This window comes from Citricoccus parietis, from assembly GCF_042433045.1.
In the GTDB taxonomy this organism is placed as follows: Bacteria; Actinomycetota; Actinomycetes; order Actinomycetales; family Micrococcaceae; genus Citricoccus; species Citricoccus parietis.
In genome coordinates this window covers 1-12,435 of record NZ_JBHLWH010000046.1, presented here as the reverse complement: position 1 = coordinate 12,435, position 12,435 = coordinate 1, and the positions used below count along the sequence as shown (strand labels likewise).

The 12,435-nt window shown below is 69.4% G+C and carries 13 protein-coding genes; 9 read left to right on the top strand and 4 right to left on the bottom strand.

What is annotated here, in order from left to right; translation table 11 throughout:
- Positions 1-73: 73 nt before the first annotated feature.
- The 4 genes from ACFFIO_RS16060 (at position 74) to ACFFIO_RS16045 (ending at position 3,924) form a co-directional block, all read left to right on the top strand.
- A complete protein-coding gene (locus ACFFIO_RS16060) occupies positions 74-502 on the top strand; it encodes an NUDIX hydrolase (protein ID WP_378043400.1) in 429 nt (142 codons plus the stop codon).
- The gene (locus ACFFIO_RS16055; RefSeq protein WP_378043398.1) at positions 499-1,701 is read left to right on the top strand and encodes a type 2 periplasmic-binding domain-containing protein; all 1,203 of its coding nucleotides are present in this window, start codon (positions 499-501) and stop codon (positions 1,699-1,701) included. The genes ACFFIO_RS16060 and ACFFIO_RS16055 overlap by 4 nt, the downstream gene beginning before the upstream one ends.
- An 89-nt stretch (positions 1,702-1,790) precedes the next feature.
- Positions 1,791-3,023 carry a pyridoxal phosphate-dependent aminotransferase gene (locus ACFFIO_RS16050; RefSeq protein ID WP_378043396.1) on the top strand — a complete coding sequence of 411 codons (1,233 nt, stop codon included), beginning with the start codon at positions 1,791-1,793 and terminating at the stop codon, positions 3,021-3,023.
- A gap of 10 nt (positions 3,024-3,033) precedes the next feature.
- Positions 3,034-3,924, top strand: coding sequence for a PPK2 family polyphosphate kinase (locus ACFFIO_RS16045; RefSeq protein WP_378043444.1), 891 nt, complete (start codon positions 3,034-3,036; stop codon positions 3,922-3,924).
- Positions 3,925-4,045: 121 nt separating this feature from the next.
- Here ACFFIO_RS16045 and ACFFIO_RS16040 read toward each other — a convergent pair whose 3' ends face one another.
- Together ACFFIO_RS16040 and ACFFIO_RS16035 are read right to left on the bottom strand one after the other, a co-directional pair.
- Complete coding sequence (locus tag ACFFIO_RS16040; RefSeq protein ID WP_378043394.1) at positions 4,046-4,213, bottom strand: MFS transporter small subunit; 168 nt, start codon at positions 4,211-4,213, stop codon at positions 4,046-4,048.
- Positions 4,210-5,571 (bottom strand): L-lactate MFS transporter, encoded by a 1,362-nt coding sequence (locus ACFFIO_RS16035; RefSeq protein ID WP_378043393.1) that lies wholly within the window; start codon positions 5,569-5,571, stop codon positions 4,210-4,212. The genes ACFFIO_RS16040 and ACFFIO_RS16035 overlap by 4 nt, the downstream gene beginning before the upstream one ends.
- A 209-nt stretch (positions 5,572-5,780) precedes the next feature.
- On the opposite strand from ACFFIO_RS16035, the gene ACFFIO_RS16030 reads away from it, so the two are divergent.
- Positions 5,781-6,350: a type 1 glutamine amidotransferase domain-containing protein gene (locus ACFFIO_RS16030; protein WP_378043390.1), complete on the top strand. Its 570-nt coding sequence runs from the start codon at positions 5,781-5,783 to the stop codon at positions 6,348-6,350.
- A 19-nt stretch (positions 6,351-6,369) separates the two neighbouring features.
- On the opposite strand, the gene ACFFIO_RS16025 is transcribed toward ACFFIO_RS16030, so the two are convergent.
- Both ACFFIO_RS16025 and xseA read right to left on the bottom strand, forming a co-directional pair.
- Positions 6,370-6,654: an exodeoxyribonuclease VII small subunit gene (locus tag ACFFIO_RS16025; protein WP_378043389.1), complete on the bottom strand. Its 285-nt coding sequence runs from the start codon at positions 6,652-6,654 to the stop codon at positions 6,370-6,372.
- Entirely contained in the window at positions 6,651-7,958 is a 1,308-nt protein-coding gene (gene xseA / locus ACFFIO_RS16020; protein ID WP_378043387.1) for an exodeoxyribonuclease VII large subunit, read from the bottom strand. The genes ACFFIO_RS16025 and xseA overlap by 4 nt, the downstream gene beginning before the upstream one ends.
- A 115-nt stretch (positions 7,959-8,073) precedes the next feature.
- Between xseA and ACFFIO_RS16015 the strand changes: the two genes are divergently transcribed.
- The 4 genes from ACFFIO_RS16015 (at position 8,074) to ACFFIO_RS16000 (ending at position 12,331) form a co-directional block, all read left to right on the top strand.
- Entirely contained in the window at positions 8,074-9,075 is a 1,002-nt protein-coding gene (locus tag ACFFIO_RS16015) for a hypothetical protein (RefSeq protein WP_378043386.1), read from the top strand.
- Between the two features lie 150 nt (positions 9,076-9,225).
- Positions 9,226-10,284: a 4-hydroxy-3-methylbut-2-enyl diphosphate reductase gene (locus ACFFIO_RS16010; protein ID WP_378043442.1), complete on the top strand. Its 1,059-nt coding sequence runs from the start codon at positions 9,226-9,228 to the stop codon at positions 10,282-10,284.
- A complete protein-coding gene (locus ACFFIO_RS16005; protein WP_378043385.1) occupies positions 10,284-10,814 on the top strand; it encodes a gluconokinase in 531 nt (176 codons plus the stop codon). Before ACFFIO_RS16010 ends, ACFFIO_RS16005 begins: the two co-directional genes overlap by 1 nt.
- 113 nt (positions 10,815-10,927) lie before the next feature.
- Positions 10,928-12,331 carry a GntP family permease gene (locus ACFFIO_RS16000; RefSeq protein ID WP_378043383.1) on the top strand — a complete coding sequence of 468 codons (1,404 nt, stop codon included), beginning with the start codon at positions 10,928-10,930 and terminating at the stop codon, positions 12,329-12,331.
- Positions 12,332-12,435 lie beyond the last annotated feature (104 nt).

Below are 12,435 nucleotides of genomic sequence, written 5' to 3'. Positions count from 1 at the left end.
TGTCGTTCCTGTGTGGTCTGCAACCCATCCAGTATTCCAGACGCGCCCGTCCCCAACATCTAGACTGGTGAGCATGGATTTCGACAGCCGGGTCGGCGCCTACGGCGTCGTCATCCGTGACCGTGCACTGCTGCTGAGCCTCTGGGCGGGGCCCACCGAGAACATCTGGACGTTGCCCGGCGGCCAGGTGGAATTGGGGGAGCAGCCCCACGAGGCCTGCGTGCGGGAGATCATGGAGGAAACCGGCTACCAGGCCGAGCTGGGTGAGCTGCTCGGCGTCACCAGCCGCACCATCGAAGGCGGCCACCGCATCTCCCACCCGGGACGCCCCCTGCTGACCGTCCAGGTCCTGTACCGGGCTGCCGTCGTCTCCGGTGAACTGCGTCCAGAGGTGGACGGCTCCTCCATCGACGCCGCCTGGATCCCCCTCGCGGAGCTGCACCGCCACCGCACCTCGCCGACCGTCCAGCGTGCCCTCGAGCTCGCCGGGGCCAGCCGATGAGGGCAGAGCAGGCCGGCTCCCAGGCGAGACTGTCCCGCTCGCCCCTCCGCTCGCCTCTCCGCTCGGTCACCCAGCGTGCCGGCAGCCTGATCGCGGCCACCGCGCTGGCGGCCGGCGCCCTGGCCGGCTGCACGCCCGCCCCGGGCCATGACGACCCGACGGCGGAGGGCACCCCTGCGGCCACGGCATCCCCGACCCAGGCGCCCGTCTCCGTCATCACGGGGCCCCGTCCGGAGGAACAGCTGCTGGCCGTGGTGCTGGTGCGCCACCTCGAGAACAAGGGCATCCCCGCCGCCGTGGGAGAACCGTCCGCCGAACCCTGGGGCGCGGCCGGGGAACAGCAGGTCGCCGTGGTGGACACCCTCGCCATGGCCACACACCTCGTTCCGGACCTGCTCGCCGGGGAGGTCCCGACGCCGTCCCAGTCGCCCTCGGCGTCCGGCTCCGGATCCCCGTCCGCGGCCGGCCCGAGCTCCGCTGTGAGCGCGACAGCGAGCGCGACGGCGTCACCCAGCGCGTCGCCGTCGGACCCGGCCCCGGCCTCGCCGACCGGCCATCCGACCGCCACGGGCTCACCCACGCCCCTGCCCGAGGGGCGGCCCGCAGCAGATGCCCAAGGCACCACCGCCATGGTCTCCGAGTACTTCCCCGAGGACACCGAGGTGATCGGAGCGTCCTCGGGCACCATGCGTCTGCAGGCGGTCACCACCACGGCGCTGTCCGGGCTGTACGAGATGGAGGACCTCACCGACCTCAACGGCCTGTGCGACCGGATGGTGTTCGCCCCGGCCTCCGCAGCGGCCGTGCACGGCGAACGGCTGGACGTGCTGGCCGGCTGCGAACCGGCCGAGTGGATCGAGGCGGGGGACGCTGGCGCGGCCGTGGACCTGGTGACCGGACGGGCCGACGTCGCCCTGCTGTACGGGACCGACCCGGCGATCCCCGACCACGCCCTTGAACCCCTCGGGGACGCAGGCCGGGTGCTTCCGGAGGGGCGCATGCTCATGGTGGCCGAGCCGGACGTCCTGCCCGGGGGCGCGTCGGACGCGGTGAACGAGGTCGCTGGGAAACTCGACGGTGAGATGCTGGCCGAACTCCAGCGGCTCGCCACCGGACCGGACCGCCTCCCGAGCGAGGAGGCCGCCCAGTACTGGCTCGTGTCCGCCGGACTCGAGGAGACTCCCGAGAACTGGTTCTGACCGGCTGTCCGCCGGCAGTCGCGGGAGGACCCGCAGTATCCCGCCGTCACTCCCGCGATCCGGCGGCCCGCGGTTCTAGGATGGGGCCCATGGCAAAGACACGGACCGGTCAGATCAAGCAGTCTTCGAAGCTCCTCAACGTGCGCTATGACGTGCGCGGACCGATCCTGGAAGAGGCCCAGCGCATGGAGGCGGCCGGCCACCGCATCATGAAGCTGAACATCGGCAACCCCGCCCCGTTCGGCTTCGAGGCCCCGGACGCCATCCTCAAGGACATGGTCTCCCACCTGCCCCACGCCCAGGGCTACTCCGACTCCCGGGGCATCTACTCGGCCCGGACCGCGGTCAGCCAGTACTACCAGTCCCGCGGGATCATGGGCATCGACGTGGAGGACGTCTTCATCGGCAACGGCGTCTCCGAGTTGATCTCGATGGTGTTGCAGGCGCTCGTGGACGACGGCGACGAGGTGCTCATCCCCGCCCCGGACTACCCGCTGTGGACCGGTGCCACCACGCTCTCGGGCGGCACCGCGGTGCACTACCGGTGTGTGGAGGAGGAGGGCTGGTCCCCGGACCTCGAGGACATCGAGTCCAAGGTGACGGACCGGACGAAGGCCATCGTCATCATCAACCCGAACAACCCCACGGGGGCGGTCTACTCCCGCCAGGTGCTCAACGGGATCGTGGACATCGCCCGCCGGCACAACCTGGTGCTGATGAGTGACGAGATCTACGAGAAGATCCTGTACGACGGCGCCCGCCACATCAACGTGGCCGGACTGTCCGATGACGTGGTGACGTTGACCTTCTCGGGGCTGTCCAAGGCCTACCGGGTGGCCGGGTTCCGCTCCGGCTGGGTGGCCATCTCCGGGCCCAAGCACCGGGCCACGGACTTCCTCGAGGGCCTGACGCTGCTGGCCAACATGCGAATGTGCGCCAACGTCCCGGCCCAGCACGCCATCCAGACCGCCCTGGGCGGTTACCAGTCCGTCAACGACCTCATCCTGCCGGGCGGTCGGCTACTGGAACAGCGCAACCTGGCGCAGAAGCTGCTCTCCGAGATCCCCGGGGTGAGCGTGCAGCCGGCCCAAGGCGCCCTGTACCTGTTCCCGCGACTGGACCCGGAGGTCTACCGGATCGAGGACGACGAGGAGTTCGTCATCGAGCTGCTGCGGGCCCAGAAGATCCTGGTCTCCCACGGCCGCGCCTTCAACTGGCCGGACACCGACCACTTCCGCCTCGTCACGCTGCCGAACGTGCGGGACCTGGAGGAGGGCATCGGCCGCATCGCCGATTTCCTGGAGGACTACCGTGAGCGCTAAACGGCACGTGATGGAGTTCAATCTGGACCCGTGGCGTGCGCTGCGGGCCCGCACCACGGAGGAGACACCCGGGGCACCGGGGGCGCCCCGGGGGCCGCTCGACGTGGATCCGGACACCAAGCCGGGTTATCTCGGCGGCAAGGCCGAGGGGGAAGCCACCCTCCAGGCCCGTGCCGAACGGCTGACCGAACTCCAGGAACTGCTCTACGCCAACGGCGTGGCCGGCACCCCGGACGAGCACGGGCGTGGCCGCTCCCTGCTGCTGGTGGTCCAGGCGATGGACACTGCCGGCAAGGGCGGGATCATGCGGCACGTGATCGGCGCCATGGACCCCCAGGGCGTGGAGGACGCGGCCTTCAAGGCACCCACCGAGGAGGAGAAGCAACAGCACTTCCTCTGGCGCATCCGCCCGCACGTCCCGCAGGACGGCTATGTGGGCGTCTGGGACCGGTCCCACTACGAGGACGTGCTGATCCACCGGGTCCACGGCCTGGCCTCCACGGAGGAGATTGAGCAACGCTACGCGGACATCCGTGCGTTCGAGCAGGAACTGGTGGCTGGTGGTACCCGCATCATCAAGGTGATGCTGCACCTGTCCAAGGACGAGCAGAAGGAACGCCTGGCCGAACGCCTGGAGCGCCCGGACAAGTTCTGGAAGTACAGCCCCTCGGACGTGGACGAACGCGCCTATTGGAACGAGTACATGGAGGCGTACCGGGCCGCCATCGCTGAGACGGACACCGATGACGCTCCCTGGTTCATCGTCCCGGCCAACCGCAAGTGGTACTCCCGGATTGCCGTCCAGGAGCTGATGATCACGGTGCTGGAGAGCATGGGGCTCGACTGGCCGCCGGCGGATTTTGACGTGGCGGCGGAGCAGCAGCGTCTCGCCGCCAGCTGATACCCAGTTGATACCCAACTGATGCTGCGGCATGCAGACGGACCGGGAGCCGTGCACTGGTGTCAGTGCACGGCCCCCGGTCCGTTCGTCGATGGTCGTTGGCGCTCGGTGGTGTTCGGCCTCAGCCGGTGAAGAGCGCCGAGGCCTTGATCGCCGTCTGGACCAGGCCGTACGCCAGGGCGGCGACGACGATCACGGCGAGGAAGACGGCCACGGCGCGGTAGGTGCCGCCGGCCGCCGCCTCGGCGTGGGCTCGGCTGTCCGGGGTGTTCTCGTTGCTGGTGCTCACTTGGCGTGCTCCTTCTCGCGGATCTGGTCCTCGGAGATGTGGTGCTTCTGGGCCACTGGACGGACCAGCAGGTTGGCGATGAAACCGACGGCCAGCAGGCCGACCATGATGAACAGCGAGACCGTGTAGAGGTCGGCACCGGTCTTGCCAGCCGCAGCCTGGGATTCGATCAGGCTGTTGACGATCAGTGGTCCGGCGATACCTGCCGCGGACCAGGCGGTCAGCAGGCGGCCGTGGATGGCGCCGACCTGGTAGACGCCGAACATGTCCTTCAGGTACGCCGGGACCGTGGAGAACCCGCCGCCGTAGAAGGAGATGATGACCATGGTGGCGACGATGAAGACCACCAGGTTGGCCCCGCCCATCAGGGCGATGATCAGGTACATGGCCAGTCCGATGCCGAGGTACATCATGTAGTTGTTCTTGCGGCCCCAGTAGTCCGAGGTGGTGGACCACACGAAGCGGCCGGCCATGTTGGCGATGGACAGCAGGCCCACGAAGCCGGCGGCGGCTGCCGGGGTGATCCAGTCGAAGTACCCCTGGATCATGGGGGCGGCGTTCTCCAGGATGCCGATGCCGGCGGTCACGTTGCAGAACAGCACGATCCACAGCAGCCAGAACTGCGGGGTCTTGATGGACGCACTGGCAGACACGTTCGCCGTGGTCTGCATCGGCTTGGCGGCGGCCTGGGAGGGATCCCAGCCCGCAGGCTTCCAGTCCGGGTGGGGAACACGGATCACCAGGGCGCCGAGCGCGATGACCACGGCATAGACGATGGCCAAGGTGAGGAAGGTCTGCATCAGACCGCTCTGGAGCTGCTCCGGCTCGCTGCCGCCACCGAAGAGAGCCATCAGGCTGTTGGACATCGGGCTGGCGATCAGCGCGCCGCCGCCGAAGCCCATGATCGCGAGGCCGGTGGCCAGGCCGGGACGGTCCGGGAACCACTTCATCAGCGTGGACACGGGGGAGATGTATCCGATGCCGAGGCCGATGCCGCCGATCACGCCGTAGCCGAGGTAGACGAGCCAGAGCTGACCGGTGGCGATGCCCAGGGTGGCGACGAAGAAGCCGACCACCCAGAAGCTGCCGGCCACGACCATCGACTTGCGTGGCCCGGAACGCTCGACCCACGTACCCCCGAAGGCGGCGGACAGGCCGAGCATGGCGATGGCCACGGAGAAGATCCAGCCGACCGCCACGTCACCGGCCTCGAAATGACCCATCATCGGGATCTTGAAGACACTGAAGGCATAGACCTGGCCGATGCACAGGTGAATCGCCAGTGCGGCGGCCGGGATCAGCCAGCGATTGAATTGTCGAGGGGCGACTATGGCCTCTCGATCAAGGATGTTGGGCATGTCGGTGCGGTCCCTCTCCGGGTCGCCGTCGACCAGAGGTGGCTGGTCACCCGGCGGTTGCGTTGCCTTCAGTGATGCTCATGACGTTTTCGTCTCTAACCTTGCAGAGGTTAGCTCCGGGATACCACGGGGTCAATGAAGGGGATACGTCCCCGCCGTCGGCGAACAGGGCTTGCCCTGGCCCCGGGGGAACGTGCTTAGGGTGGGGCATGACTACTCAGCAGCTTCAGGGAAAGTCCATCGCCTTCCTCGCCACCCGTGGGGTGGAGCAGGTCGAACTCACCTCGCCGTGGGAGGCCGTCATCGCCGCCGGGGGACAGCCCCGGCTCGTCTCCATCGAGTCCGGCACCATCACCGCCATGAACGGTGACTGGGAGCACGGGGACACCTTCACCGTCGATCACGCGGCCGGTTCCGTCTCGGCCTCGGATTTCGACGGCCTGGTCATGCCCGGCGGCACCCTCAACGCGGACGCACTCCGCGTGGACGCCAGTGTCCAGGGCTTCGTCCGCGGCTTCTTCGACCAGCACAAGCCGGTGGCGGCCATCTGCCACGCACCGTGGACCCTCATCAATGCCGGTGTGGTCCAGGGGCGCAAGCTCACCAGCTACCACTCGTTGTCCGAGGACCTGAAGAACGCCGGCGCCACCTGGGTGGACGAGCAGGTGGTGGTGGACCAGGGCCTGACCACCAGCCGCAACCCGGGTGACCTGGACGCCTTCAACGCCAAGATGGTGGAGGAGTTTGCCGAGGGCAAGCACGCCGGCCAGACTGCCTGAATCGGCCGGGGCAAGCGGCTCAGTCGGCCGTCTTGGCCCGGACCTCGTCGAGCTTCGCCCGGGCCCCGTTCAACCACTCCTCGCAGCGGTCCGCGAGGGCTTCGCCGCGCTCCCAGAGGGCCAGGGACTCCTCCAGGCCGGCCCCGCCGGTCTCCAGCCGGGTCACCGTCTCGACGAGTTCGGACCGGGCCTGTTCATAGCTGAGGGTGGCGATGTCCGAGGTGTCCGCCGCGGAGAACCCCTCCACGGCGGCTCCCTCCGGACCCGAAATAGTGGGGTCGGTGTTCTCGGTCGCGTCGCTCATGCGGTCTCCTCGGCGGTCGTGGTTGCGGTGATCTCGGTGTGGTCGGCAGTATCGGCAGTATCGGTGATGTCCGTGACGGTGGCACCGATCCGGCCGGCGGCCACCAGGATGTCCAGCCGGTCCCCGGCGGCGACCCGGCCAGCGTGACGGATCACCTCGCCCTCGTGCTGGACGACCGCATAGCCGCGGTCCAGGGTCTTCTGGGGGGACAGTGACCGGACCCTCGCGCGCAGGTGCCCTACGGCGTCGTGCTCCCGGTCCAGCCGGCCGGAGAGCGAGGTGCGGGCCCGCCCCCGCCACCGCTCCAGGTCCTGTGCGCGTTCGTCCACCAGGCGTTCCGGTTGGGCCATCACGGGCCGGGTGCGCAGGGCCTGCAGGGACTGGGCCTCCTGCAGCACCAGGCGTTCCACACCGGAGGCCAGGCGCATCCGGGCCGCGGAGATCGCCTCACGCTCGAGCGTGGCGTCCGGGACCACCCGCTTGGCGGCGTCCGTGGGGGTGGAGGCCCGCACATCGGCCACGTCATCCAGTACGGGGCGGTCGGCCTCGTGCCCGATGGCGGAGACCACCGGGGTGTGCGTGGCGGCCACGGCGCGGACGAGCGCTTCGTCCGAGAACGGCAGCACGACCTCCTCGAGCGCGCCCCCACCGCGCGCGATGATGATCACGTCCACCTCCGGGTGGGCGTCCAGCTCGGCGACGGCGGCCATCACCTCCCGCGGCGCGTTCGCCCCCTGCACGGCCACCTCGCGGATTTCGAAGCGGGCCTCGGGCCAGCGCAGGTGGGCGTTGCGCATGACGTCCTTCAGGGCGTCCGAGTTCTTGCCCGTGACCAGGCCGATTAGATGCGGCAGTACGGGCAGCGGCCGTTTGCGGGCCGCCGAGGTCAGGCCCTCGGCCTCCAGGGTGCGGCGGAGCTTCTCCACCCGGGCCAGCAGGTCCCCGATGCCGACCGGCCGCATGGCGGAGGCGATCATGTTCAGCCGTCCGGTCTTCGTGTAGAAGCTGGGCTTGACGCAGGCCACCACGCGGGATCCCTGCTCGACCGCGCCCTCCAGGGTGGAGGCCACGTTCCGCCAGGCGGTCACCGGCAGCGAGTAGTCCTCGTCCAGGTCACGGAGGGTCATCCAGGCATTGCCGCGGATCACCTTGAACTCGATCAGCTGTCCCTCGATCCAGGCTTCCGGAGCACGCTCGAAGTACTTCTTGAGATTCTCCGAGAGGACCCGCAGCGGCCACGGGGCATCCGGCGCGGTCCCGGAGGCGGTGGCCGGCAGGGGTGCCGGTGGCGGCTGGTCGTCCATGCGTACTGTGTCTCCTCGGTGGCAGGGTCGTCATGCCATTCTCTCTCTAGGCTAGGACGGGATACGACCGACCTGTGCCACCCTGGCTACATCCACCTGAGCGAACGGAGCCATCATGCGCACGGTACTGTCCATCCTGCTGGCCGTGCTCGCCGGCCTACTCGCGTCCCTGTCCCTCGTGGGGGCCCGGGCCGAGGCTTTGGTCTCTACCCCGGGGCCTCTGCAGCAGATCGCCGCCCCGATGTCCGAGGACCCACAGCTGCAGGAGGCTCTGCCCGGGGAGATCAGCTCGCTCGTCGAGGACCAGTTGCCGGAGGAGATGCCCGGATTCGCCCAGTCCGCCGCCTCCCGGCTCGTGGAGGGAGTCGCCAGCGGACTGGTCGAAGACGACCGCTTCCCAGCGGCCTGGTCCGCGGTCCTGGAGGAGACCCGACTGGACTGGGTCGCCCGCATCGACCGCCTCGCCACCGGGGGCACGACGCCGGCCAGCACCCCGGGTGCTGGCGGTGCGGTGGACGGCGGCGGTGCGGAGGTAGCTGTGTCCGGCACCGTGCACCTGCAGGCGGCGCCGCTCGTGGACCTCGGTCTGGACCGGCTGGCCGAGGCCCTCTCCGGGGTGCCGGGCGGCGAGGCGGTGGCGGAGACGCTGCGTGATGGCCTGGCCGCCGGCCCAGGGGCCGGGAATGAGGAGGCGGGGGAGTCGGTGCTGTCCGTGGACCTCGCCGTCCCGGATCCGGACGCGGTGCCCACGGACGCAGTCGTGCTGATCGTGGAGAACCTGTACCGCTGGCCCTGGCTGGCCGGTACAGCCGTCGTGGTGGCTCTGCTGGCGCTGTGGGCGGCACCGCGCCGCCGGAAGGGCACCCCGCTGTTCGTCGCCGGCCTCACGGCCCTGGCTGCGGGGGGAGTCAGCCGGTGGGCGCTGGGGCGGATGGAGCCCGACGCAGGCCTGGAGGGCATCGCCCGGGTTGCCGCGGACTCGCTGCTGGAGGGGATCCGTGACTACGCGATGCCGGACACCCTGATACTGATCATCGGGGGTGGGGTGGTCGCCGCCCTCGGCCTGCTCGTGGGCCTGGCCTCCGGCTTGCGTTCCCGGGGCCGTGCCGGGCATTGAGGCGTGCCTCACCCGCGGGTGGCCCGTGCCGGGTACGCCGGTAGACTGGAACATATGTCCGCCGTTCTCTCAGCAGCCGCTCCCTCAGCAGCCGCTGCCACCCCCACCACCCCCGTCCCCAACGCCGCCGGTTCGCCGGTCGCCATCGGGATGCCCCAGGTGCCCCGTGCCCGCCGCACCCGCGAGGATGTGGAGGCCGCCGCCGTCGTGAGCGGGGAGAAGAAGGTCATGCTGGCCGCGCCGCGCGGCTATTGCGCCGGCGTGGACCGCGCCGTCATCGCCGTGGAGAAGGCCCTCGAGCACCACGGGGCGCCCGTCTACGTGCGCAAGGAGATCGTCCACAACCGGCACGTGGTGGACACCCTCGAGCAGCAGGGCGTGGTCTTCGTGGAGGAGCTGGACGAGGTGCCGGAGGGCGCGCTGACCGTGTTCTCCGCCCACGGGGTGTCCCCGGCCGTCGTCAACGAGGCCGCTGAGCGCAACCTCCAGACCATCGACGCCACCTGCCCGCTGGTCACCAAGGTGCACCGCGAGGCCGTCCGGTTCGCCAAGCAGAACCGCAGCATCCTGTTGATCGGCCACGAGGGCCACGAAGAGGTCGAGGGCACCTACGGTGAGGCTCCCGAGCACACCACCATCATCAACAACCCGGAGGAGGCCCGGACCGTTGAGGTGGAGGACCCGGACAACCTCATCTGGCTGTCCCAGACGACCCTGAGCGTGGACGAGACCCTGGAGATCGTCTCCATCCTGCGTGAGCGGTTCCCGAATCTGCAGGATCCGCCCTCGGATGACATCTGCTACGCCACCTCCAACCGCCAGGCTGCCATCAAGAAGATCTCCCCGTCCTGCGATCTCGTGATCGTGGTCGGCTCCGCGAACTCCTCGAACTCCGTGCGCCTCAAGGAGGTCGCCGTGGAGTACGGGGCACAGCGTGCTGAGCGCGTGGACTTCGCCAACCAGGTGGACGAGTCCTGGTTCGAGGGCGTGGCCACCGTCGGCCTGTCCTCAGGTGCGTCCGTCCCGGAGGTCCTGGTGCAGGAGGTGCTCACGTTGCTCGCCGAATACGGCTACGGCTCGGTGGAGGAGGTCGTCACGGCCGAGGAGGACATCATCTTCTCGCTGCCCAAGGAGCTCCGCGCCGAGATGAAGAAGGTCGGGGACAACGACCGCTCCCTCGGCGGCCGCCGGACCAACACCGCCCACTGATGGCATCCGGTACACCCAGGGCGGTGCAGGAGCCTGTCCACCTGGTCCTGATGGGCATCTCGGGCTCGGGCAAGACCGTCCTGGCCGAACGGCTGGCGACGCGTCTGGGCTGGCCCTACGCTGAGGCTGACGAGTTCCACCCGGCCTCCAACATCGCCAAGATGTCCGCCGGCACCCCCCTGACGGACGCGGACCGCTGGCCCTGGCTGGAGTCCATGCGCGCGTGGATGGACTTGGAGGCCAACGCCGGCGGGACGATCTCCACCTGCTCGGCGCTCAAGCGCACCTACCGCGACCTGTTGCGCCAGGCCTCCGGCCGGGTGTTCTTCCTGCACGTCACCTGCGATCCGGCGGTCATCACGGACCGCATGGAACACCGGCTGGGCCACTTCATGCCGGCCTCACTGGTGCCCAGTCAGCTCGCGACACTCGAGGAACTCGGGATGGACGAGGACGGAGCGGTGCTGGTCAACTCCGGTAGTGTGGACGAGCTTGTCGAACAGGCGCTGACCATCGTCGCCGACCTCTGAGGCCGCCGGCCGTTGACCACCGGGAGCCAGGGCGGCAAGCGCCATACCACCATGCGCTGATGCCTCCGACCTGACCGGGCCGCCGGGCTGCGCTCCGACCCGAAGGCCCACCCATGACCATCGAAGAATGGACCCCTACCCTGGGGGCCGGACCACTGCTCGGCATCGCCGCCGCGGCGATCGTGCTGTTGCTGTTCCTCATCATGTACCTGCGGATGCACGCGTTCCCCGCGCTCGTCCTCGTCAGTGTCCTGACCGCCTTCGCCGCGGGCATCCCGGCGAACCTCGTGGTCTCCACCGCTACGGAGGGCTTCGGCAGCACCCTGGCCACCGTCGCCCTGCTGGTGGGCCTGGGAGCCATGCTCGGCCGGCTCGTGGAGATGTCCGGCGGAGCCAAGGTCCTGGCGGACACCCTCATCGGCTGGTTCGGTGAGAAGCGGGCCCCCTTCGCCCTCGGCGTCGCCTCCCTGCTGTTCGGCTTCCCCATCTTCTTCGACGCCGGCCTGGTCGTCATGCTGCCCGTCGTCTTCGCCGTGGCGCGCCGCCTCGGCGGATCGGTGCTGTCCTACGGGCTGCCGGTGGCCGGTGCCTTCTCCGTCATGCACATCTACCTGCCCCCGCACCCGGGACCGGTGTCCGCGGCCACGTTCTTCGAGGCCAACGTCGGCCTGGTGATGCTCCTCGGCCTGCTGGTGGCCCTGCCCACCTGGTACCTGACCAGCTACCTCTTCGGCCGCTGGGCCGGCCGGCGCTGGCAGTTGCCGGTGCCCTCCCTGCTCGGCCGGGCGGATGAGGAGCAGGAGGAGAACCCGCCGCGGTTCGTGACCGTGGTCCTGGTTCTGCTGCTGCCGATGATCCTGATCTTCCTCAACACCGGCCTGGACACCCTCAACCGCGGCGGCATGCTGCCCGAGGGCACGGGCGACTCCACCTGGTTCCAGGTCCTGCGCGTCCTGGGCGAGACCCCCGTGGCGCTGCTCATCACGCTGCTGGTGGCCACGGTCGTCCTGGGCCGGGCCCGCGGCACCGACAAGTCCGTCCTGGAGAAGACCCTCGAGGGTGCCCTCGGCCCGGTGTGCTCCGTCATCCTCGTCACCGGCGCCGGCGGCATGTTCGGCTCCGTGCTGCGCACCTCCGGTATCGGTGACGCCCTGGAGGGCTCCCTGTCCGACCTTGGCGTGCCGTTGATCCTCGCCGGCTTCATCATTGCGGCCGTGCTGCGCATCGCTCAGGGCTCGGCCACCGTGGCCCTCACGACGGCGGCCGGCCTGGTGAGTGCCGGAGTGGCCGCCGCGGACTACAACGCCGTCCAGCTGGCCGCCATGGTTCTGGCCGTGGGCGCCGGCTCGGTGGTGGTCTCCCACGTCAACGACTCGGGCTTCTGGCTTGTCGGCCGGTTCTTCGGGATGGACGTCAAGACCACCCTGAAGACCTGGACCGTGCTGGAGACCCTTATCGGCGTCATGGGCTTCGTGATCGCCTGGGCGATCTTCGCCCTCGCCGGCGCCATAGGCTGACCCAGCCCCTGCACAGCGAGAAGCCCCCGCATCCAGCGGCGGGCTCTAGCGATCCTCGCAACACCCTATCTTTTAGGGAGTTGCGAGGATCGTGTCGTTCGAGG